The following is a 25,219-nucleotide window of genomic DNA, read 5'->3' as shown; positions in this document are numbered from 1 at the left end:
TTCCTCTTATATTTTAAATTTATATTATTCTGTTTCAGCTAATGGCGGCACTGGTAGGCCACGTTTAGCGTAAAAATCTTCTACGAATTCGTCTAGTTTGCCTTCGGCAATCGCATTTCTTAGGCCTTCCATCACACGTTGGTAAAAACGTAAGTTATGGATGGTATTTAAACGTGCACCTAAGATTTCATTACACTTATCTAAATGGTGTAAGTAAGCACGTGAGTAGTTCTTACAAGTATGACAATCACACTCAGGATCTAATGGACCTGTATCTGTTTTATGAACTGCGTTACGGATTTTAATAACACCCGTACTGATAAACAAGTGACCGTTGCGCGCGTTACGTGTTGGCATCACACAGTCAAACATATCGATACCACGACGCACCGCTTCAACTAAATCTTCTGGTTTACCAACGCCCATTAAATAGCGCGGCTTGTCTTCTGGCATTTTATAAGCACAGTGATCAAGGATGTTGATCATGTCTTCTTTTGGCTCACCCACTGATAAACCACCGAGTGCATAACCATCAAAGCCAATTTCTTCTAAGCCTTTTTGTGATTCTGCACGAAGCTCAGGGTACATACCACCTTGAATAATACCGAATAACGCAGAAGGGTTATCACCGTGGCCTTCTTTCGAACGTTTTGCCCAACGTAGTGATAACTCCATTGAATCACGGGCTTCTTTTTCAGTTGCAGGGTAAGGTGTACATTCGTCAAAGATCATCACGATGTCTGAACCTAAATCACGCTGTACTTGCATCGCTTTCTCTGGCGATAACATAATTTTTTCACCATTTACTGGTGACTTGAACATCACGCCTTCTTCAGAAATTTTACGCATTGCGCCTAAGCTGAATACCTGGAAACCGCCTGAATCAGTCAAGATTGGCTTATCCCAGTTCATAAAATCATGCAAATCGCCATGTTGCTTGATGATTTCAGTACCAGGACGAAGCATTAGGTGAAAAGTATTACCTAAGCAGATATGTGCACCTGTGTCTTTTAATTCATCAGGCGTCATGCCTTTAACAGTACCGTACGTACCTACAGGCATAAATGCTGGGGTTTCGACCACACCGCGGTCAAAAATCAAACGGCCGCGACGGGCTTTACCATCTGTGCGATCTAATTCAAATTTCATAGCTACCTCAAAAGTCGGAAAAACAGTCCAACACTCGTTCTATAAACGCAATTACGTTTATTTTTAGAGCTGATTTTAACCGTCCGATTCTACCTTGTTTGCACAGTGAATTCTAATTATTGGGGCGAAAACTAAGAAATTAAAGATGACTGAGTTAAGAGATAAGAATTAAGAGTTAAGAAGAAACGCTTAAAACAACAAGGCCCTGAGTTTCAGGGCCTTAATAGAATGTTGCTAGCTAAAAACTCTAGCCGTTATTTATCTTGCTTGGTGATAAACATGGCATCGCCATAGCTGAAGAAACGATATTGCTCATTCACTGCCGTTTTATAGGCATTGATAATATGATCTTGGCCTGCAAACGCACTCACTAACATGATCAAAGTAGATTCTGGTAAGTGGAAGTTAGTGATCATGGCATCGACCACCTGGAATTCATAACCTGGGTAGATGAAAATGTCTGTATCGCCATAAAGTGGCTGTAATTCACCTACGCTCGCTTTTGCCGCAGACTCTAGTGAACGAACAGATGTCGTACCTACCGCAATCACTCTACCGCCATTGGCTTTGGTTTTCTTGATGGCATCAACTACTTCTTGAGACACTTCAATATACTCAGAATGCATTACGTGCTCATCAACCGAATCGACACGTACAGGTTGAAAAGTGCCCGCACCTACATGCAAAGTAATGAACTGTGTTTCGATGCCTTTTTCTTTGATCTTTTCGAGCAATGTTTCATCAAAGTGTAAACCCGCTGTCGGCGCCGCCACTGCACCTGGCTTTTCGTTGTATACGGTTTGATAACGCGCTTTATCCTCTTCCGTATCTGGGCGGTCGATATAAGGCGGTAAAGGCATATGGCCAATGTCATCTAAGATGTTTAGCACCGTTTGCTCACCTTTAAACTCAAGCTCAAACAACTCACCATGACGTGCGACCATAGTCGCTTCTGCTTTACCTTCTAGAATCAGTGTTGCACCTTCTTTTGGTGACTTGCTTGAACGAACATGGGCAAGCACTCGATGCTCGTCTACAACACGTTCAACCAACACTTCGACTTTGCCACCTGTGCTTTTTTGGCCATACATTCGGGCTGGGATCACTTTGGTATTGTTGAAGATCATTAAATCGTTCGGATTTAAGAAATCAATGAGATCTTTGAAGATTTTGTGGCCTAATTCACCCGTATTCCCATCGAGAGTCAGTAGTCGGCTCGCAGTACGATCTGCCATAGGATGACGAGCGATTAACTCATCAGGAAGTTCAAAACTAAAGTCAGCAACGCGCATGACAACACCTCAAGTTATAAAACAGCGGCCAAGTTTAGTGTTCCTATAACACTTAATCAAGTGCTTGTAAGTGCACAAAAATAGCATTAACCTAGGTCTTTGAAGCAATGTTTTTAGAAACAGCTAATTACCGACATTTTTAAAAATAATAATTAAAATAAAAACATACTCGGTAAAGCAAAGGTATCGTAGACGATGACAACAAATCGATTGAGGTTAATTTAAGTATGGCAAGGCAACTTTCATTGCTCATAGTCAATGCCAGCGAGTCCGAACGCGCAACCATTACACTTACCCTCAACAAACTAGAAGTGTTTGAAATCACCGAATGTGAAGATAGCCAAGCTGCTTTACATCTATTAAAACAACGAGCCGTTGATCTAATTATCACTGGGCTCGATGTTGGAAAAATTGATGGCTGGCGCTTTGCACGCATGGTGCGCTCAGGATTATTAGAAACCCCCAAACACACACCCATCGTGCTCACTCCGCCTATTTATTGCGAACGCATTGCTGAAACTACCGCCAGAAGTTATAGCATTGATGCCGTTTTACCTTTTGAGAAACACGAACAACTTCCAGAGTTATTAGCCAATGTGTTATCTACACAATTGGAAAAGAGCAGCCGCCTTGATTTGTTATTATTCGAGCCTGATCATACTCAAGCAGAAGAAATCTGCGAGCAACTCGAGTTCAGTTTTGCATGTACAGTTGTTAACACGCTACAAGATGCACAAGCGCTATTCTTGCAAAACCAATACGCAATTGTGTTGATTAACACCTCCGGTACAACCTACTCTGAAAGTAAGCAATTAATCGGGGCAATTTTAGAGCATAAGCCAAATCAGTCTGTTGTGACTATCATCGACAGTAAAGATGTCAATGATGCCGAACAGCTACTCCTTATGGGTGTGACTGACTTTGTCAGAGCGCCGTACAACTTGCCTATTTTAAACAAAGTCTGTGATCATGCTGCGCGCCGTGAAGATTTTATGGTGAGTTATGCAGAGTTTGCTGACAAAGTATCACAACTCAGCCAGAGCGAACGTCGCTACAAAGATTTATTCTCTGCACACCAGCGTATTCTATTGCATTTAAACACCGTGGTCATGGAGTTAGACACCGAAGCTAAAATTCGCTTTATTAACCCAGCTTGGGAAGCACTCTCGGGATTCGGTATTAAAGCCAGTTTAGGTGTCTCTTTAAAGTCGTTTATTCATAAAGATGATCAGCACACCCTGAATAAACAACTCGCCAAGGTCAAAACTGGAGCGCAACGTTACGCTCAGCTTGAATTACAACTCACTCAAAAAAATAGCGCGTCTATTTGGGTTGAATGTCGCTTTCAGCTCATTAAAAACACCACTTCTGATGTTACGATTACGGCAACGATAGATAACATTCACGAACGGAAACAGGCTGAATTGCAATTACGTCATTTAGCCCTGCATGACACATTAACCGGGCTGCACAACCGCTACTACTTCGACCAGCAGTTGCAAAGCCTCTGTAAAACAATGAGTGAAGACTCACTCTCTGAACATGCACTTCTATATATTGACCTCGATCATTTTAAAATTATTAATGATTCGAAAGGGCACCAACAAGGTGACATCATTCTTAAAGAAGTTGCTCAGCTATTTGGCCACAACATAGGCGATGAACACCTGATCTTCCGTATTGGTGGTGATGAGTTCGCCGTGATTTTAAAAGAAGTCAGTTTACTTGATGCACATATTATTGCCGAAAGTATCTGTATGGCCATAGATAAGCATGAGTTTCATTCTGAAGAAAATAGCTATTCCATTAGCTGCTCAATCGGTTTAACTCAGATAACAGCCTCTAACCATGATGCCAATGAGTCATTAAAACAGGCAGATATTGCTCTCTATATTGCTAAGAGCTTAGGTCGTAATTTAGTGCATTGTTATAACAAAGACGACGCCGAAAATAATACCCTGCAAGGCGGATTAGAATGGGGTCATGCTGTACGCCAAGCACTACAAAACGAACAAGTCGAACTGCACTATCAACCGATTTGGTCTTTTAAACATGCGCATATAGCGTACTTTGAAACCTTGCTGCGTTTAAAAATTAACGATGAACTAATTTACCCAAATCAGTTTATTCCTGCTTTAGAGTTACTTAACGATACCTTCCTAATGGATCAATGTGTAGTAAAACATGCAATCAAGGCACTCTCTGAGCATACTGAATTAAGTCAGGTTGCAATTAACCTATCTGCCCACTCATTTTTAGATGAAAGGTTATTACCCCATATTCAAGATTGCTTAGTGCAATATCAGGTCAATCCAAGTCGAGTGATATTTGAAATCACAGAATCGGCGAGTATCAATAACTTGTCAGCGACTCAGGCGATGATCAAGAAACTGAATCAACTGGGCTGCCATTTCTCGATTGATGACTTTGGCACAGGCTTCAGTACCTTTAGCTATTTAAAGCAGCTCCCTGCTCAACATGTAAAAATTGATGGATCGTTTGTCCGCGACATGCTCAATGATCCCATTGATCTTGCTTTAGTGAAGGCAGTGAATGATATTAGTCATTCATTAGACAAGCACTCTGTTGCTGAATATGTTGAAAGCAAAGACATATTTGATGCTTTAAAAGAGATTGGTATTGATTACGGGCAAGGATATTTTATTGCTAAGCCAATGCCGATAAATCTACTCAAAAAAGAAATTACAACTATTTTCCCTGAGAAAACAGTTGCGTAACAATTTAATACAGAACTGAACTTTTACTTAACGATTTCTCATCTATAATAAAAGCTATGTGAAAAACGATGTCAGCTAAATATTAAGATTTCAACTTTTTAGCACGACATCACAAGGATTGATAAATATCACAATAGGAAAGTTAAGGAGGTCGTCATGCTGCTATTAGTATCTTTTTTGCTGATCTTACACTGCATCATTGCATATCAATGTTACTTAAGTACACAGAAGAAAGGGTATCCTACTTTTGTGTTTACTCTACTTAGTTTGATCCCTTATTTTAATCTGGTTGTTTGGGTGTATTTACTGTTTTTGCCAAACCTCAACGAGCAAACACACATGCATCAATCAAGCAATTAACTTATGATACATAAGAAAAAGAGGGCTAATCGCCCTCTTTTAGCATATCTGTTTGACGCCACTAGAATTGATATTGTGTTGCGCTTTTCGCCAATTTATCTGCGTTAATATCCCCTCTGACACATGACTCTATTTCCGACTTTTTAAATACCAAAATATGCTTTTCTTGCTGGTATGAAGGCGTAAACTTGAAACTCACATGCTCACTGCCTTTAACACTGCGTAAGCCATTACCATAATCACATAAGCTATTTGCCAAACTCAAAGTCACAGTCGTTTTAAGCAACGCTTGTTGCGCCTGCTGTTGAGCCTGACGCTCTGCTCTATCCTGCTTCAGTTTTTCTTTAAGCTGTACCTTGCTCTCAGTCAATTTAACTTTTTCGGCTTCTAATTTTGCGATTTCTTTAGCGATTTCTTTATGATGCTCAAGCAGCTCTTGGTTTTTCTCTTCTTGACGTCTTAGCATGTAATCCAGTTCATGTTTTTCTCGCTCTAATTCATGTAACTCTCGTCGTGTTTCACGCTCTTGCTCTGCCACTTCTCGTATTTGCTCCGCGCCTTGGCGCACCGCTTCTAAAGCTACTTGATACGCCTCTTTAGAGACATCTGCAATGTTGTCACCGAGCACTGACATTTGCATTTCTAATGCTGAAAAATCTGGTGACTGGATCTCTGTAAGGCCATGTATATCTTGCATATCCCCAATATGCTTACGCCAATCAAACAGACTTTTATTTCGTAAACTCACATCAAAAATAAGCCCTTGATCAGCCAAGTAGTAGCCTTCGACATTCTGCACTTGCCCCTTGGTATCATGCTTTAATGCCGTGCTCACAACTCGTTGAAAAATGGTTACTTCTCGTTGTAATTTAGCGATATGTTGATCTGTTTTCGCTGCTGTTGAAAATGTTGCACTTAGCACTGCAACTGATAATAAAGAGAGTAAAGTTTTCATTATTGACCTCCATTATACGCAACCGTTTGCAATGGCGCATGTTCCACTTGCTCTGCAAGTTCATTGAGTTGTAAACGTAGAATCGCTTGATCTTGGGCTCTTTGTGTTTGCAAAAATGCCAGTAAGTCATCGAGTGCCACTTGGCGTTCTGCACGATTTGTGAGTAACACTTGATTGGTTAGATCAGCTTGTAAATTCTGACTTGTTTGCATCTGGGCTAAAATTTTTTGCATGGTATCTTGTTGTTTTGCTATTTGAGTTTGCTGTGCCACAAGACCTTGCTCTAGTGTTTGGTTTTGTTGCCACAGTTGCACAGATAGAAGGCTCAAAAAGCCAACACAAGCCGCCATGCCCCACTGAATCCAATGTCCTTGAAAACGACTGACTTGTTTAAGCTGTGGCATCACGATGTGCGTATCAGACGGCGCCGCTTGCTCTACATAGCTACTTGCCATACTCTGCCAAGACTGGGCGTTTTCAAACAGCGGCTTAGTATTTGGATCTGCTAATACTTGAGCTTGCTGCGCTTCTGTAAGCTGCTCACCATCAAGCCACTTTTCGAGTAGTTCATGGGGGGTCATTTCATGATTCGACACGGATCACCTCCAATGGCGCTTTCATTTTTCCAAGCGCACTATATAAACGGGATTTAACGGTATTTGGCGAAATAGCCAACTGCTCAGCGATTTCTTCAAAGGTGAAATGCTGGAAAAACTTCAGTTCAACAATTTGTCGCTGCTCGAACGGTAAAGCCTGTAGCGCAGCGTGAATATGTTGATTATCACTCTGTAACTGAATTGGGCAACTGGGAGTATGGGCAGCTTCAGAAACTTCTTCAAGCGGGCTAGACTGCCTTTGCTTACGAAAGAAGTCCATACAGCGCGCTTGGGTCACCGAAAATAACCAAGTCTTAAATTGGCTCTGACCATGAAAGTTATGCAAAGAGCGATAAACACTCATAAAAGCTTCTTGCATTAAATCAAGTGCATCATGGCTATTGCCAGTCAGGCGGAGACAGTGGTTATACACCTGCTGTTCATGCTGCTTGATTAGCTTCAACCAAGCAGCTTGGTCGCCTTTTTGGGCTTTTTTTATGAGTTTGTCTTGGCTTTGAAAAAACACCTTTAAACCCTAATTGATAATCTCTGTTTAGTTAGTCGAAAGGTGTTTTAAAAAAGTTTGCCAAAAATAAAATTTATTTTTCGCAATCACATTGTTCAGTAATGAATGGCAATAATCCCTCACTGAATAAGCGAAAATCGCGAATACGGCCCGTGGTTTTACGCCAAATCAAACCAACCTCACGATACGCATCAGTACCCGACTTTCTCACTGCTAAATCTTTACCAGACAATATGCCTGCGTTGAGTGCCATTTGCGGTAAGAATGTCACACCGTGCTGATATTCCACCATGCTCAATAAGGTGTGCAAATTACTTGCTTCAAACGGATTGATGCACTCATGTTTGTTAAGGTGACAAGCACTCAGGGCATGACCAGTCAGACAGTGTTCCCTTTCAAGTAAAAACACACTCTGATCTGGCAACAAGTTGTAATCATCGATGTCTTTTAGCGGATAGCTTTTGTGATAAACCAAAGAAAAAGCATCTTTAGTGAGGACTTTAGTATGGAACTTTTCCGTTTGATAAGGCAAAGCCAGCATCGCCATATCTATCTGTCCTTGCTCAAGGCGCGCCAATAACTTGTCGCTGGTATCTTCAATTAAGATCAGCTCTAAATTCGGGAAAGCTTCACGACAGTATTGATAAAGTGGCGCCGCAATAAAGCTTGCAATAGTAGGAATTAACCCCAAGACTAGCTTGCCTGACAGCGGGTTTTTAAAGCTCTCGGTGAACTCTTTAATGCTCATTGTATCGGCAACAATTCTCTTGGCACGCGCAACCACTTCTTCACCCAACTCGGTAAACATTAAGCTACGGTTCTCACGCTCAATGAGTTGACTGCCTAAGGTTTCTTCAAGGGTTTGAATTGCGGTACTCAAAGTCGATTGACCAATAAAACACGCTTGGGCGGCACGACCAAAATGTTGATGCTGATGCACTGCAATAAGATATTGAAGTTGTTTAATACTAGGTAGGTTTGTCACGGTTTTCTCTAAGCAAACTCAAATTTCATTCAGTATAACGATGAAGTACTCAGAGTAAAACGGATAAGATCAATTGCTTAGATCATTAAGGTATTATTGATATAAAAAGACCCCAGCACCGTGATGCTGAGGTCTTTTCAAGCTAAAAGTCTGTAAGTCTAATTACACGCCGAAAGCGGTTCTTAGAATGTAGAATATAACAATAGCAAGTGCAGCACCGACTGGCAATGTAATTACCCAAGAAACCACAATATTTCTGATTACACCCATGTTCAGTGCAGCGATACCACGCGCCATACCTACACCTAATACAGCACCTACTAGCGTTTGTGTTGTAGAGATAGGTAGACCAGTACCTGATGCAATAACTACCGTTGATGCAGCTGCAAGTTCAGCAGCGAAACCACGGCTTGGTGTTAAGTGCGTGATGCCTTCACCAATTGTTTTAATTACTTTCTTACCAAGGACCGCAAGACCCACTACGATACCGATACCACCTAGCGGTAAGATCCACCAAGCAAGTGCCGCTTTCTTAGCGATTTCACCGTTGTGCTCAACAATGTTCACAACTGCCGCTAATGGACCAATCGCGTTTGCAACGTCATTTGAACCGTGTGCGAATGCCATACAACATGCAGTCAGTACCATTAGGATAGCAAATACTTTTTCAACGTTGTTGAACTGCATTTGCTTGTCTGCTTTAGGGTCCATTTTCAAACGGTTAATTGCCACTTTACCAATGATACCCACAACCACAGCAATACCAATTGCAAGTGCATAACCTTCAACTGCACCTAGGTTAATACCAATGTGCTTAAGACCTTTCTTGATGGTTACAAGCGACATAACAAAGCCCGCTAAACCCATATAGATAGGCACGTAACGCTTTGCATTTTGTAATGGCGAGTCTGTGTCGAAGATCAGCTTTTGCGCACTCATAAAGATTAAGTATGCAATGAAACCTGAAATGGCTGGGGTAACAATCCAGCTACCTACGATACCGGCAACTTTGCCCCATTGAATTGCTTCACTACCCACAGCAACCAAGGCGAAACCAATAATCGCGCCGATGATAGAGTGAGTCGTTGAAACCGGCCAACCCAGTAAAGACGCAAGTAGTAGCCATGAACCTGCTGCAAACAGTGCAGAGATCATACCTAATACCATCAACTCAGGAATGTCAGCGAAAGGCGCTGCGTCGATGATACCTTTACGGATTGTTGATGTTACTTCACCACCTGCAAGGTATGCACCGGCGAATTCGAAGATCATCGCAATGATGATCGCTTGTTTGATGGTAAGTGCTTTCGAGCCTACTGAAGTACCCATGGCGTTTGCAACGTCATTTGCACCAATACCATATGCCATGAAGAAACCTACTGCTGCAGCAATTAGGATCAGCATGGAACCATAGTTAGCAATGATATCCATTGTTAAACCTTAAATTTTAAATACGAATAAAATGATTAACGAGCTAACATTAGCTCAAGTCGAGAACCAACACGCTCTGCAATATCAGCAAGCTCACCTACCCACTCGATGATCTTGTATAAGAACATTACATCAACAGGGTTAAGTTCACCTTCGATAGCACGAAGCTCTTGGCGGATCTTGATTTGCATTTCATCCGTGTCTTGCTCAATTGAGTCTAACTTTTCAAGCATGCTTTCAACCAGAGTTACTTCACGACCACGGAATCCAGTTTCCAATAGTTCGTCAAACTCATTGATGGCTTTAGAGGCTTGTTTAGTTGCATCGACACAACGTTCAAGATAAGCAATGAAGTCATTTTGGATAGTTTGAGGGATCACCATTTCACGACCAACAACGCGACCTGCGATGTCTTTCGCTTTATTCGCAATTTTATCTTGCTGAGTGATCAACTCTAATAAATCGGTGCGCTCTACAGGCATAAATAAACCACGAGGTAAGTGTAATCTTACTTCACGCTTTAAAACGTCTGCTTCACGTTCAAGGTTACGGATGTCAACACGAAGTGCTTCGGCTTCTTTCCATTCAGATTTGAATACATGATTAAAAAACGGTACTAAAGAACTGCTAGCTTTATGTACGATTTTAATGTGTTCTTCTATTGGCTTAATAGGAGACTTAGCAAATACTCCTAAAAACGCATTAGTAGGCATAACTGACCCTTAAATCATATTAATATGCTTTGCGGGGTGAATTTTACAGCATTAGCCGACGTTGTGAACGGATTTTTGTCCGAAATGCGAATTTATACCAATTCTCATTAATACCTAAACACTTTGAGGGACTATAGTTGTCACTAACCGCGTTAAAAATTTCTCATTTAGAACAACTAAATAACAAAATTTTTGCCTTGTTATCGAGCAACTTTCCTTGCCTCAAAGTAGCTTACTTTATTATAAGAATTGGTATAAGCCACGCTGAATCATAAAAATTCAGCGCAGAGAGGCATATATTTTTTACAGTGTTTTCGCGATATCTTCTTGAGATGTATGGCGAATATCTTTACCGTTCACAAAATAGATGACGTATTCAGCGATGTTCTGACAACGATCACCAATGCGTTCTAATGAACGTACAGACCAGATTAAATCCATAATTTTAGGAATAGAACGCGGGTCTTCCATCATGTACGTCATAATTTGACGCGTTAGCGCTTCATATTCACGGTCAACTTTTGCGTCTTCTTTATGCACTTCAAAGGCACTTTGCGCATCCATACGCGCGAAAGCATCTAGTACATCGTGCAACATCTTCGACACTTGGCGACCCATATTCTCTAAGTTCACCAATAAATCTTGCTGATCTTTAGTAAATGAATCTAGTGCAACACGTGCAATACGCTCAGCTTCATCACCAATACGCTCAAGGTCAGCAATGGTTTTAGCTATTGCAACCACTAAACGTAAGTCACTTGCAGCAGGCTGACGTTTAGCAATGATACGGGTACATTCTTCGTCAATGTTTACTTCCATGGCATTAACTTTGTAGTCGTTCTCGCTGACTTTACGTGCTTTTTCAGCATCGTTGTCGTTGATCGCATCAAGTGCAAGGTTTAATTGCTCTTCAACCAAACCACCCATGCTTAATACGTGGTTACGAACATTTTCTAGCTCTTCGTTAAAGCGACCAGAGATATGCTTATTTAAATTGTTTTCCATGATTTATTCCTCTCGCTCGCTATTAACCGTAACGACCTGTGATGTAGTCTTCCGTCTTCTTCTTAGAAGGCGTTGTGAATAGCGTGTTTGTGTCAGCGTATTCGATCAGTTCACCCATATACATGAATGCAGTTTGGTCAGAAACACGTGCGGCCTGTTGCATGTTGTGCGTTACAATCACAACCGTATACTTTTCTTTCAGATCGTTGATCAGCTCTTCGATTACCAATGTTGAAATCGGGTCAAGTGCCGATGTTGGTTCGTCTAGCAGTAATACTTCAGGCTCGATTGCAATTGAACGGGCAATCACTAGGCGCTGCTGCTGACCACCTGATAAACCAAATGCACTGTCATGAAGGCGGTCTTTAACTTCGTCCCATAACGCTGCACCACGTAATGAGCGCTCTACGACTTCATCTAGCTTACGTTTGTCTTTAATACCTTGTAGACGTAGGCCGTATACCACATTCTCATAAATTGATTTAGGAAATGGATTTGGTCTTTGGAATACCATACCTACGTTACGGCGAAGTGCCGCAACGTCTACGCTCTTGTCATAGATATTCTGACCATGAAGGTTAATCTCACCTTCGATGCGACAGATATCAACTAAGTCATTCATGCGGTTAATACAACGTAATAATGTTGATTTACCACAACCCGATGGACCGATAAACGCTGTTACCTGACCCTTAGGAATTTTCATATTGATTTTGCTAAGCGCTTGCTTGTCACCATAGTAAAGATCTAGGTCTTTGATCTCTAGTGCGGTTTGCTCTTCGCTCAAATTAGCTAAATCTAATTTAACTTGATTTGTGTTATTCACTTCAGGAGCTACTGTAATCATTTCTAAAATACCTAGTTATATACTTTACTATTAATGTTCAAGAGAACGGAACTTTTCACGTAAATGGTTACGAATACCAATCGCGGTAATATTCAGTGCGATGATAACGCTGACCAGTAAGAATGCCGTTGCGTAAACCAATGGACGCGCCGCTTCAACGTTCGGGCTTTGGAAACCTACATCATAGATGTGGAAACCTAAGTGCATGAACTTACGATCTAAGTGAACAAACGGGAAGTTACCATCAATCGGTAACGTCGGTGCCATTTTCACAACACCTACTAGCATAAGTGGTGCAACCTCACCGGCAGCACGAGCTACCGCTAAGATTAAACCTGTCATAATTGCCGGGCTTGCCATTGGTACAATGATGCGCCATAGCGTTTCAGCTTTTGTCGCACCCAGTGCCAATGAACCATGGCGTACTGAACTTGGAATACGTGATAAACCTTCTTCAGTCGAAACAATAACCACAGGTAGCGTTAAGATTGCTAAGGTTAATGCCGACCAAATTACACCTGGCGTACCAAATACAGGGCTTGGCGCAGCTTCTGGATAGAACAATTGGTCAATTGAGCCACCTAACATGTAAACGAAGAAACCAAGACCGAATACACCATAAACAATCGAAGGAACACCCGCTAAGTTGATAACCGCGATACGGATCATCTTAGTCACAGCGTTCTTAGCCGCATACTCATGTAAGTAGATTGCAGCAACTACACCAAATGGCGTCACAATCACAGCCATTAACATAACCATGAAAACAGTACCGAAGATTGCAGGGAATACCCCACCTTCAGTATTCGCTTCACGGGGATCGTCTGAAATGAACTTGCCTGACTGAACAAAGAAGTGACCTAACTTTGCAAAAAAGCCCATGTCATTTGGGAACCACAAGTCTAATACCTGATAGATAGGCAAAGTCACCAACTCACCACGCATGTCGCGTACAACCACTTGGTCTCGCTTCGCCTTCTTACGAAGCTCAAATAAGCGCGCTTCTAATACTTTGTATTCAGCACGAAGTTCTGCACGTTGTGACTCTAAATCAGCCAGCACTTCATCCGTTAAAGCATTATCAAGTGCGTATTTCTTTTCTTTTAAACGCAGACGCTCAAGCTCATAGTTAATGTGACCAATATCACCGTTTTGTAGATCAAGTGCTTCTTCATTTAAATCTACAGCACGCTCAACCAGTTCAACTAAACGTTCTTTAGGCGCACTTACAACTTCTTTACCGTCTTCAATTACACGCTCTACATAGCCATAGAAGTTACCGTTTTTACTACGCTCAAATACCGCCATCGCTTCTGGCTTAGTTTGAGATTGGATATCTGTTGTTAATATCCAACGGAAATCTAGGTCTACATATTCACGGTTACCCGTTTTTACCAAGATACGTTCAATATATTCATCTTGGTATGCCGATAAATCATAGCCTGCCGCTTCAAGGCGAGATTTAGGCACCATCTCACGGTCATAAATCTCACCAATCACTGTTTGCTTAGGCACTGAGCCTTCAAGCTTTAACTCAACCACTTCTGATGGCCAGAAGAAGCTTAGACCTTTCCACGCGATCATCGCTAATAAACCGATAACCGAGATTAAACTGATGCTAACTGCACCACCTGTCATCCAGATCCAAGGAGATCCTGACTTAAACCATTGCTTTACCATGTCATGAAACTCCGATAATTACATTGAGCTGTATTTTTCACGTAGACGCTGACGAACAAATTCAGCGAGCGTGTTAAATACAAAGGTAAAAATAAACAACACAAATGCAGCAAGGAATAGAATACGGTAGTGAGAACTACCCACTTCTGATTCAGGCATTTCAACCGCGATGTTCGCCGCTAAAGTACGCATACCTTGGAAGATACTCCAGTCCATAATTGGCGTATTACCCGTTGCCATCAGTACAATCATGGTTTCACCTACTGCACGGCCTAGACCCATCATGACTGCAGAGAAAATACCCGGACTAGCCGTTAGAAGCACAACATAAACAAGGGTTTGCCACTGCGTCGCACCGAGCGCTAATGAACCATTTGATAAGTGCTTAGGCACACTGAATACCGCATCTTCTGCGATTGAGAAAATAGTCGGGATAACCGCAAAGCCCATCGCAATACCCACAACCAGTGAGTTACGTTGGTCAAACGTTAGACCTAGCTCATTCGTTAAATACTGGCGTACATTGCCATCAAATACCCACAGTTCGATTTGACCGCTGATTGCGAATGACAACCAACCGATAAATAACACTACAGGAATAAGTAAAATTGAATGCCAACCGTCTGGAATTAAATGACGAATACTCGCTGGCAGTTTAGTCCAACCAAGTGCCGTCGCGATCACCGCCACTGGCAGTAAAGTCACCAGTGCAATCACTGCTGGAAGATGCGTTTCGATTAAAGGCGCTAACCAAAGACCCGCTAAGAAACCAAGGATAACTGTTGGTAGTGCTTCCATAATCTCAACGGTTGGCTTTACTACGCGACGTAATTCACTCGACATAAAGTAGGCTGTGTAAATTGCTGCTGAAATGGCAATTGGCACAGCAAATAACATGGCATACATCGCCGCTTTAATCGTACCGAATGAAATTGGCACTAAAGAAAACTTAGATTCAAAGTCATCAGACGCTGACGTTGACTGCCAAGTGTATGCAGGCTCAGGATACCCTTCGTACCACACTTCATTCCAAAGTGCTGACCAAGTTACCTCAGGGTGCTCGTTGTGCACTTCAAATACAGAAAGCGTGTTATTCGATAAAGATAAAACCGCGTTCGCTCGAGGTGATACAGCAAAGGCATCAATCGCTTGCTCGCTAATTTTACCACGCCATAATTCAGCTTCACTGGTCGTGTAGTAAACGCCTAAGTCGCCTGATGATGTCGTCGTGAAGAAAGTACGACGGTAGTATTCAGTGTAAATGTCTAACTTATTTGTCTTTTCAGTTTCAAATGCACGGATTTTGGCAAATTGACGGCCATTATCTTCAGTGTTTACTTCAAACCACTGAGACACTTCACCATTGTCGTTTGCCAGCATCAAAGAGTTTGCACCAGCAAGTAATGTCGCGCTCACTAGGTTTGCATTTTCTTCATTGGCTGCTAGCACTTGGAACTGCTCAACTTCAGCTGGATCACGCGTGTCAAAGATATAAACTTTGTTCGCACTTCGAACAAATACACGACTCGTATCAGGTGAAATCAGTAACTCATTTACTCGGCCATCAATGTCTAGCTCAGTGCGCTCAATTAGCCACTCAACTTCACCAGTAAACATATTCTCTTCAGGTGTAAATGCCGCAAATACCACGCGCTTGTCTTCAGTAACGGCAACTGCTGCTGCTTTATCTTCATAATAACTAAAGGCAAACTTAGCAATCGCCTGTTCTTGCTCATCTACCAATAATTGCTCACCATCTAATGGATAACCAATACGCGGGGTGATTAAGCGTTCATTACCTGGGAAGGTCACTAAGAAGCTCGGTTTAACTAGCTTAATTGCACCATTATCTAAACCGTATGCATATAAGCCCAAAAACGGCGCGCTTTTCGCAAATGTCGTGATATTCCCATCAAGTTCAACATCTAGGCTTTTCATTAATTGCCCTGAGTTGTCTCCTTTTATATGGTAAAAATCGACACTCCCAGAATCTTCTAATAGATAAGCAATCTCTGTTTGCTCTTCAACACCAATACCAACATAGTTTTTCTCTGAAGATAAACTCACATCTGTGCGTTTCTCTACTTTTGCTGACTCTAAGATTGGCTCTACGACATATAGTAGATAGAAGAAGATCAACAGCAATGCCACAAGTACCATTACCCCGCCTGCGGTAATACTGTATTGTGCAAAGCGATCTTTAAATAAACGGCGCTTGTCCGTTTTAAAAGATTTTTGCTGTGCTGAGGTAGACATTAAAACACCTTATTATCTTTGAATTGTGCGCATTATATTTCATCAAGATGACAGTATTGTTACATAAAAAGGACTTTAAGCGCTGTAAGTATGAACTTTTGTTAACACTTAAAAGTCATAAAAAAGTAGCGATAATCATGTTTTACCTCAAGGATATAAACCGATTTTCTGGACAAGCCTTAAAACTTAACTAATCTTAGAGTGCAATGTTTTATTGGCGTAAGGATACGTCGAGTAGAGCATTGATCGTTTCCACTCTCACTATACGGTGAGTAAAAATAATAAGAGACATTGATATGAAGCAGTTAGTTTTAACAATAATAGGTAAGGACCGGCCGGGTCTCGTTGACGAAATCTCAGCAACCATCCTAGAACACCATGGTAACTGGATGACCAGTAACCTTAGTCATTTAGCAGGTCAGTTTGCAGGTATCATTCAAATTGGCGTAGCAGAGGAGCATCTTCAAGAAATACAATCAGCACTGAATGCATTACCAGGCTTGGAAGTACATATTGAGTCTGGCGATACCGATGTTGCAGATCAAACACCTGAAACACTTAATCTAGTGATTACAGGCAATGACAGGCCGGGTATTGTCAAAGAACTTTCAAGTGTTATCCGTCATAAAGGCGCAAACATCACCCATCTGAATTCTCGTCAGCGCAGCGCACCAAATTGGGGGGTGCCAATTTTCAGTGCATTTGCCACGGTCACTTTACCTGCGGGCATGCACAAAGATAATGTGATTGAGGCACTTGAATCGATCACCAGCGATCTAGTCGTTGATATCGAAAGTGAATAAAAATTAAATTTTATGACAGGCTGAGGAATAAGCCTGTCATATAAGTGTCACAAAAACCCCATATATTTTGTTGTTGTACCTTTGATTACCCATGGATAGATCATGCATTCTGTACCACACACCTCTACGACTATTAGTTACTTTGCCAAAGAATTAAGCTGGCTTTCGTTCAATGAACGCGTACTTCAAGAAGCCAAAGATCAAAATAACCCACTTATCGAGCGACTGCGTTTTTTAGGTATTTTCTCAAATAATCTAGATGAATTTTTTAGGGTGAGAGTAGCTGATTTAAAAAGAAAGATTTTATTAAACAGTCTATCCGACGCCCACTTTGACGCAGACGAAGAACTATTAAACCAAGTTAACAAAAAGGTCTTGTCACTCGGTAAGAAATTCAATCAGATCCACCACCAACTGTTAGCGGATCTAGACAAGCAAAACATCCATATCAGACAGCCATCTGACTTATCTGACTTTCACAAAGACTGGTTAGAAGACTTTTTCAAAGACCAAGTTTTGCAGCATATGTCGCCTATGCTACTCACTGAATCTAAAGATTACTCAAGCAACATCAATGATGCGATGACTTATCTTTTTATCCATATGCAAGGCGAAAAGTCACAATACGCATTATTAGAGATCCCTACTGACAGGCTAGACCGTTTTGTCATTTTGCCTTCTGAAAAAAGCCGTCGTCACAAAACCATTGTCATGCTTGATGATGTAGTCGAATTTTATTTGGCAGAAGTTTTTAAAAGCTTTGTGAAATTTGACAGTATTGAAGGCTATTCAATCAAAATGACCCGTGATGCTGAGTACAATTTAGATAATGAGATTGAAGAAGGCTTACTCGATAAAATGTCGAAAGGCCTGAAGCAGCGCCTTTATGCTGAGCCGGTACGTATGGTCTATGACCAAGCGATGCCTGACGAGATGCTAAAGGTACTAAAAAAGCGTCTTGGCGCAAGCCAACAAGATGCACTCATCCCAGGTGGCCGTTATCGTAATTTTAGAGATTTTATTTCTTTTCCTAATGTTGGCCGTAAGCACTTAGAAAATAAGCCGTTGAAACCGCTCACTAGTAGCGCTTTTGCAAAACATGACAGTGTCTTTAAGGCCATCTCAGAGCAGGATATTTTACTTTATTACCCTTACCATACGTTCAACCATATGCTCGAGTATGTAAGACAAGCTGCCTATGACCCTAAGGTCACTCAAATTAAAATTAATATTTACCGTGTAGCCTCCCGCTCAAGACTAGTTTCGTCGTTAATTAATGCAGCCAAAAACGGTAAGAAAGTCACCGTCATGGTCGAACTAAAAGCACGCTTTGATGAACAAAACAATATTGAATGGGCTAAGTTGCTCAGCGAAGCGGGTATTAAGGTACTAGTTGGTTTGCCAGCACTCAAAGTGCACAGTAAGCTCTGCGTAATTCACCGAAAAGAAAAGGGTAAGATTGTAAAATATGCCCACATTGGTACGGGTAACTTCCACGAAAAGACCGCGCGAATTTACACTGACTTCAGCCTATTCACCAAGCACAACGAAATCTGTGATGAATGTGATGAAGTCTTCAGATTCATCGAAACCAGTTATCGCCCATTTACTTTTAAGCACCTACAAATTTCACCATTAAATGCCCGAGAGCGTATTTATGAGGGCATAGAGAATGAAATTTTAGCCGCTAAGAATGGTAAATTTGCACAAGTCACCATAAAAGTGAATAATCTAGTCGACAAACAGCTCATTGATTTGCTCTACAGTGCTGCTCGACAGGGTGTAAAAATTCGTATTATTGTTCGTGGCATGTGTGCACTAGTCCCTGGATTGCCGAAATTTAGCGATAACATCTCAGTTATCAGTATCGTTGATCGTTTTTTAGAACACCCTCGGGTAATGGTGTTCGAAAACCAAGGCGATCAGCAGATTTATATTTCTTCAGCTGACTGGATGACGCGAAATTTAGATCACCGTGTTGAAGCCGGTGTGCCTATTTACGATCAGCACTTAAAGCAGTTAATCATCAATATTTTAGAGCTACAATTTAAAGATTGCTGTAAAGCAAGAATCATAGATGTCGAACAACAAAATAAATACGTTGCCCGAGGTAACCGTAAAAAAGTACGTTCGCAAATTGCCATCTATGATCTCTTGAGTAAATGGGAACACAATTATGCACAACACACCTGAGCCTGCGAGTTTTGCAGCGCTCGATTTAGGCTCTAATAGCTTTCATTTAGTCATCGCCCGTAAAGTTGAGGGCAGACTACAAATTCTTCATAAAGAAAAGCATCGCGTGCATTTAGCTGCTGGTCTTGATGAAGATTTTGAACTCTCAGAAGAGGCCATTGAACGTGCTATGTTGGCTTTTAAGCAACTGGCACAAACTCTACAGGGGTTTGACCCTGCCAATGTCGAAGTTGTCGCGACTTACACGCTTAGAAACATTAAAAATCTAAAACACTTTTTGCAACAAGCTCAAGTTCACTTCCCTTTTAATATCAATGTGATATCCGGGCAGGAAGAAGCGCGTTTAATTTACCAAGGCGTTGCAAACTATGTGCATGGTAAAGATAACCGCTTGGTCATTGATATTGGTGGCGGCAGTACTGAACTCGTCATAGGTCAACACTTTGAAGCCTTACAACTAACAAGTCGTGACATTGGCTGTGCCAATATAACCAAAGCCTGTTTTAGCTCAGGCAAGCTCAGTAAAGGCACGTTTAAAAAAGCCGAAATAGCCGCACGACAAGCACTTGAGCCCATCTCTCCCCGCTATCGAAAAACCGGTTGGAAACAAAGTTATGGTACATCAGGCACGATCAAAGCCTTAATCGGTATTGCACAAGCTCAGTTCGACTGTGAATACTTAACACTGCCTATTTTAGAAGACATCAAAGCACTGTTCATTGCCCAAGGCAGTATTGAGCAGCTTGATATTAAAGGGTTAAACCCTGAACGCCATACCAATATCGCTGGCGGTTTAAGCATTGTCATTGCCGCGTTTAAAGAGCTTAAATTAGAGCGCTTAGAATACTGTGATTATGCACTGCGTGAAGGCGTTTTACATGAAATGCTAAACTACGATGAGTTTGACTTAAGGGTGCGCACCATCATCGCGCTTGGTCAGCACTACAACATCGACACCGCCCATGCTGATAACGTGTTTGATACCGTTAAACATTTATTCTCACAATGTAAAAAAACCTGGGGGTTGAAGCAAAAAGACCTTTTACAGTTACAGTGGGCAGCACAATTACATGAAGTAGGTTTATCAATTAACTCATCTGGCATTCAAAAACACAGTGCGTATATCGTGATGAATTCGGCCCTACCAGGGTTCACGCAGCAACAACAGAGTGTATTAAGTGCTTTGATCCGTTTTCATCGTAAAAAAATCAAACTTCCTGAACTAGATATTTTTAATATTCTGTGTTCAGACACCTTTGCGAAACTCTTAACGCTATTCAGGCTGGCCGTATTAGTTAATAGAACCCGGCAATTAACCGACTTGTCTCGCCCTACTTTGTCTGTAAAAGACAATAAATGTACGGTACTTTTTGATGCGCAACTGCCTGAAGAGCAAGCTTTGCTTTGCGCAGATCTAGAGCAAGAACAACTGTACCTTGATTCAATTGGGATCGAACTTGCTTTTGTCGTCGGTGAGTAATCGTAAGAATAAAGCTATAGCTTAACCATTAAAAAGGCTGCATATGCAGCCTTTTTAAATATGAGTTTAATTAGAAAGTCATACTTTTTGAACTGACACCACTGCGAAAATTTCATCAGCATATTCACGGCTTTGTGCAACTAAATCATAAATATTGCTAATAGGTGTTGCCGGTCTTACGGCTGCTAATACAGCTTCAGCTTCTTGCCAGTTATTTTGCTCCACGGCTATCGCCACTTTTAATGCCCCACCAAGTAAACCTTTGTAATTAAGCAGTGCACCACTTAAATTACTATCGAGTGAGAATTCAGAAATGATGGTGCTTAGTTCCATATCAAGCACAGCGCCTAAAATCGACATAAGTCCGATCAGATACCCCTGCTCTGCCATTTCTTCACCGCCGGGCGCTAGAAACAATGCCATAAAGCGAGCACGCATTAAACCATATTTGGTCAATTCAGCTGGCTTATCAACCCCCAGCTCACTGAGTGCTAAAACCCGAACAAATTGCCTAAGGGCATCTTCACCCAGGTAAACAACCGCCTGAGAAATCGTCTTCATCTCTAACTTTTCTAGACCTGAGCGAGCATTCACCAACTTCAACACCCTAGCCGTTAAGCTCAGGTCTTTAGAGATTTTTTTCTCAATATCTTTAAAGCACAGGTTTGGCTGCGCCGTTGACTTTAATAAATCAAATACCACCAGCTTAGAAGGCTCAACATTACCGTGCGTCAACATTTCTGGTTTAGCAAAAAAGTAGCCCTGAAAATAATCAACCCCGGCACTTTTCAAATATTCAAATTCTTCGTAGGTTTCAATTCGCTCAACCACAATTTTTATTTTTGGATATAAACGCTTTAGCTTCTTAACCATCATAGTGGTTTTAAGAATAGGCTGTTCAAGCTCCAATTTAATATAAGACATATGAGGTAACAGCGGCTCCCAACGAGAGTCGGCATCATAATCGTCCAGCGCAAAGCGGTAATGCTGTTTACGTAGTAATTTTACGGTTTCAAGCAATTGCTGAATATTCTGCGAACGCTCAACAATTTCAAGCACTAAGTTGTCAGGTTTTAATAGTCGAGGGATCTCTTGCAATAACGTGGTATCAGAAAGGTTAATAAACGCACAATGATTGGCAACCAGCTTTTCTTTACCAACCAAAATAAGTGAATTAAAAAACATTCGCCCAGTGGCTTGCTCATCACTTACCCCGACAGGGAAAGCATTATTTTGCGAATCTCGATAAAGCAATTCATAAGCAAATATTTGCTTTGTCGAATCGAGAATTGCCTGCCTAGCAATGTACTGAGTCGCGGGTTTTGTCATAGATAGTGTAAACCTGATAATGTAATTCTAGCTCTAAAACTCTGAGAATTAATTAGAAATTCTGTCGCATTTTTAAAGGTTACGCCAGCACAAGAGGATGAGCAAACAAAAATACCTTCGTTAGGATCATAATAATTTATTCTAATCCCTTTTACCTAATAAATTTTGACCGTTTTAAAAACGGATTTCATGTCTTAATGCCAAAAGGCGACCTGTACTAACTCTAAAACAGCAACTTACGTAAATATGTTTTAAGTTGATCAATTTATTCTTTTTCTTAGGCTTCATACACAGAGCAAAAAGCCCTCATAAGAGGGCGTGTTTTAGTTTACTCTGCTGCAATAAAGTTCATAACCTAATTAGTCGTTATAACGAAATATACAAATTTACCAACGAATTGTGCCAAAGCAATCAGGCAAGCCTAGCTGTCAGCTATTTTAAACTTAAATCGTATATTCAACGCCAAGCCAGGTGACATACGTTCCACACTCACTTCACCCTGCTGGGCATTGATCAGCTCCTTAACCAAAGCCAAACCAATTCCCGTACCTTGAGTAGCTCGCGTTAACTCATTACCGCCTCGATAGAACAACTCGAATAGCTTTTCTTGCTGCTCTTCACTGATACCAAAACCATAATCACGTATTTGCAACTGAATAGATTCAGGCTGTTGCTTAGAATAATGAAAATTGAAATCGATTTTTTGCCTATCAACATCATTGATCTTGGCTTGATCAAAAAACTTCACGGCATTGTCAGTAATATTGATCACCACTTGCGCAAAGGCATCCATATCAACCCACAGCAATGCACTATCTGGCCGTTCAAAGGGTTGATTAATAGTAAGTTTGAAATCATTTTTCACTAACAAAGACGAGACTTTGGATTGGATCACATCATTCAAAATGCTCAATTTTACCCAATTCGGTTCAACATTATGAGCTGGTTGGCTGAGTTTTGATAGCTGCAAAATATTATCAATGAGGCGAGACAACCGCTCACTCTCACTAAATATAAACTCATAATAATCGCTGCGGTGTTGCTCCGATAGAATTTGCCCTGACTTCAGCATTTCTGAATACATGCGAATGGATGTAAGTGGGGTTTTTAATTCATGACTCACCGACGAAACAAAATTCAAACGTTGCTCGGCTAACTTTAACTGACGTTTGCCCAAGGCATAAAAACCATAACAGCCGATTGCAATAGTCAGCAATAAGACCCCCATTAACCCTAGCCCATACAAGGCAAGACTACTGGTGCCAAACGCTTTAGTCGAAAACGAGATACAATATGATGGAAATGGCCAGTGCAACTTGCTTTCTTTTAAGTGAACTTGCATCAACTTTGCCGGTAATGACGCTTGTAGCTGTACGTCCATATCCCCATTTTTCAGCATCTTAGAAACAATAAACGCATCTTCGGCATGACCTTTCTTATCACTGATAGTCAGTCCGAGAAATGCATTGGGACGCTTATTGGTCATGACTTCCATGATAAGTCCGAGTAAATAGCGCTGCTTATCTAGCACGTAGCCTTGCATTTTTACTTCATCACTCACCGTGACTGCACGATAAAAAATAAAGTAATCAGGTACGTCTTCTATCACTTCATATTTTTCAGGTTGTACGATAAAGCCATTATTAATTAAAGTTTTTACCTGTTCTGAACGCATCACCACATCGTATAAACCACGTGCCATTTTGAGGCTGTCTTTTTGAGCTTCTTTTTCCGAGAAAACATCATCCGCTTGGATCACATCAGGCCACATAGGGCTATTAAAACGCCCTTGTGCATCTATTTGAAAGAACCCTACTAAGCCTTCATAACGCTGAAAACTTTCTGGATCAGCAAGCGGAGATACTTGTCGCGTGACCTTTTTGGTTTCTGGATTGTAAGCATATTGGTAGTAATCGAACTCTGTGGGAGAAACCGAGTTGGTGATAATCGCCTGTTTAAATAGCCGTTTATTAATGATGTCGCTGAGCTTGGTCGCATGTTTCTGATATTTAGCAATTTGCTCTTGCTCGAACTGCTGAAACACAAACACACACACTAAAGACACAGGAATAAACAGCAGCAAGAAAAAGCTCAGCGTGAAAATTCTTAGCCTTTTTAAACGCTGTTGATAATTGAGCAAAGGTGAAGGTTTTAAGAATGCTTTCATCAAGAAGCCTGCCCGAATAATTGATACCCTTCGCCACGCAGGGTCACTAGGTATTTTGGTGCTTTAGGATCAGGTTCAATTTTCTTGCGTAACTTGGCAATATGAATATCAACCGTTCGGGTATCTATGTGGTCGGTTGACTTATACCCCCACACTTCTCTTAACAGCTCACAGCGAGAAACTGGTGCTTTTTGCTGGCTCAGATAGTTTAAGATCTCCACTTCCCGGCGGGTATAGCGCACCGTTTGATTAAATGACTGGCCTGTTAAACTCTGGGTGCAGATCTCCACTTGATCGCAAATGGTTAGTTTACTGTCTTCGGGGCTCCATCCTGAACGACGTACCAAGGCTTTAACCCTTAATACCAGCTCTGATGTCGAAAATGGTTTAGCCAAATAATCATCAGCACCCAAAGTAAGGCCATTAATGATATCTTCTTCACTGTTTTTAGCAGTCAGCATCAAAATCGCTTGGCTTTGCGAGTGCTGGCGTAGCGCATTACAGATCTCAAAGCCATTCATACTCGGCAGCATCACATCTAAAATCACACAATGATAATGGCCTTGCAACGCGGCTTCTAACCCTTGCTTGCCATCCATTTCACTGTCGACCTCAAAACCATGGAAAATAAATAAGTCGGTCAAGCCGCGTAAAATACTGGCTTCGTCTTCCACGATTAACAATTTCGGTTTGATGCTCATAATTCGGTACTCC

Annotated in this window: 20 protein-coding genes; 5 read left to right on the top strand and 15 right to left on the bottom strand. The window is 41.3% G+C overall.

Going from position 1 to position 25,219, the window contains the following annotated elements; translation table 11 throughout:
* Positions 1-24 precede the first annotated feature (24 nt).
* Positions 25-1,149, bottom strand: coding sequence for a tRNA guanosine(34) transglycosylase Tgt (gene tgt, locus ACXAC4_RS01990; RefSeq protein WP_058028782.1), 1,125 nt, complete (start codon positions 1,147-1,149; stop codon positions 25-27).
* A gap of 254 nt (positions 1,150-1,403) precedes the next feature.
* Positions 1,404-2,441 (bottom strand): tRNA preQ1(34) S-adenosylmethionine ribosyltransferase-isomerase QueA, encoded by a 1,038-nt coding sequence (queA, locus tag ACXAC4_RS01985; RefSeq protein ID WP_475158648.1) that lies wholly within the window; start codon positions 2,439-2,441, stop codon positions 1,404-1,406.
* Positions 2,442-2,668: 227 nt separating this feature from the next.
* Between queA and ACXAC4_RS01980 the strand changes: the two genes are divergently transcribed.
* Positions 2,669-5,179 (top strand): two-component system response regulator, encoded by a 2,511-nt coding sequence (locus ACXAC4_RS01980; RefSeq protein WP_475158647.1) that lies wholly within the window; start codon positions 2,669-2,671, stop codon positions 5,177-5,179.
* A 156-nt stretch (positions 5,180-5,335) separates the two neighbouring features.
* Complete coding sequence (locus ACXAC4_RS01975) at positions 5,336-5,539, top strand: hypothetical protein (RefSeq protein WP_138479724.1); 204 nt, start codon at positions 5,336-5,338, stop codon at positions 5,537-5,539.
* Positions 5,540-5,600: 61 nt separating this feature from the next.
* Here ACXAC4_RS01975 and ACXAC4_RS01970 read toward each other — a convergent pair whose 3' ends face one another.
* The 10 genes from ACXAC4_RS01970 to ACXAC4_RS01925 form a co-directional block, all read right to left on the bottom strand.
* The gene (locus ACXAC4_RS01970) at positions 5,601-6,494 is read right to left on the bottom strand and encodes a hypothetical protein (RefSeq protein WP_475158645.1); all 894 of its coding nucleotides are present in this window, start codon (positions 6,492-6,494) and stop codon (positions 5,601-5,603) included.
* Positions 6,494-7,090, bottom strand: a complete 597-nt coding sequence (locus ACXAC4_RS01965) for a hypothetical protein (RefSeq protein ID WP_475158643.1) — start codon at positions 7,088-7,090, stop codon at positions 6,494-6,496. Before ACXAC4_RS01965 ends, ACXAC4_RS01970 begins: the two co-directional genes overlap by 1 nt.
* Positions 7,077-7,616 carry an RNA polymerase sigma factor gene (locus tag ACXAC4_RS01960; RefSeq protein WP_058028776.1) on the bottom strand — a complete coding sequence of 180 codons (540 nt, stop codon included), beginning with the start codon at positions 7,614-7,616 and terminating at the stop codon, positions 7,077-7,079. Before ACXAC4_RS01960 ends, ACXAC4_RS01965 begins: the two co-directional genes overlap by 14 nt.
* Positions 7,617-7,689: 73 nt before the next feature.
* Positions 7,690-8,601: a LysR substrate-binding domain-containing protein gene (locus ACXAC4_RS01955; protein ID WP_475158642.1), complete on the bottom strand. Its 912-nt coding sequence runs from the start codon at positions 8,599-8,601 to the stop codon at positions 7,690-7,692.
* A 162-nt stretch (positions 8,602-8,763) separates the two neighbouring features.
* Positions 8,764-10,032, bottom strand: a complete 1,269-nt coding sequence (locus ACXAC4_RS01950; protein ID WP_475158640.1) for an inorganic phosphate transporter — start codon at positions 10,030-10,032, stop codon at positions 8,764-8,766.
* A gap of 35 nt (positions 10,033-10,067) precedes the next feature.
* The gene (locus ACXAC4_RS01945) at positions 10,068-10,745 is read right to left on the bottom strand and encodes a TIGR00153 family protein (RefSeq protein WP_138560716.1); all 678 of its coding nucleotides are present in this window, start codon (positions 10,743-10,745) and stop codon (positions 10,068-10,070) included.
* 303 nt (positions 10,746-11,048) lie between these two features.
* The gene (phoU, locus tag ACXAC4_RS01940; RefSeq protein ID WP_058028772.1) at positions 11,049-11,750 is read right to left on the bottom strand and encodes a phosphate signaling complex protein PhoU; all 702 of its coding nucleotides are present in this window, start codon (positions 11,748-11,750) and stop codon (positions 11,049-11,051) included.
* Positions 11,751-11,772: 22 nt separating this feature from the next.
* A complete protein-coding gene (gene pstB, locus ACXAC4_RS01935) occupies positions 11,773-12,597 on the bottom strand; it encodes a phosphate ABC transporter ATP-binding protein PstB (protein ID WP_058028771.1) in 825 nt (274 codons plus the stop codon).
* Positions 12,598-12,627: 30 nt separating this feature from the next.
* Entirely contained in the window at positions 12,628-14,277 is a 1,650-nt protein-coding gene (gene pstA, locus ACXAC4_RS01930) for a phosphate ABC transporter permease PstA (protein ID WP_475158639.1), read from the bottom strand.
* An 18-nt stretch (positions 14,278-14,295) separates the two neighbouring features.
* Positions 14,296-16,533 (bottom strand): ABC transporter permease subunit, encoded by a 2,238-nt coding sequence (locus tag ACXAC4_RS01925; protein WP_475158638.1) that lies wholly within the window; start codon positions 16,531-16,533, stop codon positions 14,296-14,298.
* A gap of 296 nt (positions 16,534-16,829) precedes the next feature.
* Between ACXAC4_RS01925 and ACXAC4_RS01920 the strand changes: the two genes are divergently transcribed.
* From ACXAC4_RS01920 to ACXAC4_RS01910, 3 genes are all read left to right on the top strand, one after another.
* Entirely contained in the window at positions 16,830-17,336 is a 507-nt protein-coding gene (locus ACXAC4_RS01920) for a glycine cleavage system transcriptional repressor (RefSeq protein WP_349284586.1), read from the top strand.
* A gap of 102 nt (positions 17,337-17,438) precedes the next feature.
* Positions 17,439-19,529, top strand: coding sequence for a polyphosphate kinase 1 (ppk1, locus tag ACXAC4_RS01915; protein ID WP_475158636.1), 2,091 nt, complete (start codon positions 17,439-17,441; stop codon positions 19,527-19,529).
* Positions 19,513-21,009, top strand: coding sequence for a Ppx/GppA phosphatase family protein (locus ACXAC4_RS01910; RefSeq protein WP_475158635.1), 1,497 nt, complete (start codon positions 19,513-19,515; stop codon positions 21,007-21,009). Before ppk1 ends, ACXAC4_RS01910 begins: the two co-directional genes overlap by 17 nt.
* A gap of 78 nt (positions 21,010-21,087) precedes the next feature.
* Here ACXAC4_RS01910 and ACXAC4_RS01905 read toward each other — a convergent pair whose 3' ends face one another.
* The 3 genes from ACXAC4_RS01905 to ACXAC4_RS01895 all read right to left on the bottom strand — a co-directional run bounded on the left by ACXAC4_RS01905 (position 21,088) and on the right by ACXAC4_RS01895 (position 25,206).
* Complete coding sequence (locus ACXAC4_RS01905; protein WP_475158632.1) at positions 21,088-22,338, bottom strand: EAL and HDOD domain-containing protein; 1,251 nt, start codon at positions 22,336-22,338, stop codon at positions 21,088-21,090.
* Positions 22,339-22,759: 421 nt separating this feature from the next.
* Positions 22,760-24,505 (bottom strand): sensor histidine kinase, encoded by a 1,746-nt coding sequence (locus ACXAC4_RS01900; RefSeq protein WP_475158630.1) that lies wholly within the window; start codon positions 24,503-24,505, stop codon positions 22,760-22,762.
* On the bottom strand, positions 24,505-25,206 hold the full coding sequence (locus ACXAC4_RS01895) for a response regulator transcription factor (protein WP_130254570.1): 702 nt from the start codon (positions 25,204-25,206) through the stop codon (positions 24,505-24,507). Before ACXAC4_RS01895 ends, ACXAC4_RS01900 begins: the two co-directional genes overlap by 1 nt.
* Between the last annotated feature and the right edge of the window lie 13 nt (positions 25,207-25,219).

The organism is Pseudoalteromonas sp. AWM4_233 (assembly GCF_056158285.1).
The sequence above is the reverse complement of the archived record's forward strand: the minus strand, read 5'-3'. Positions and strand labels throughout refer to the sequence as shown.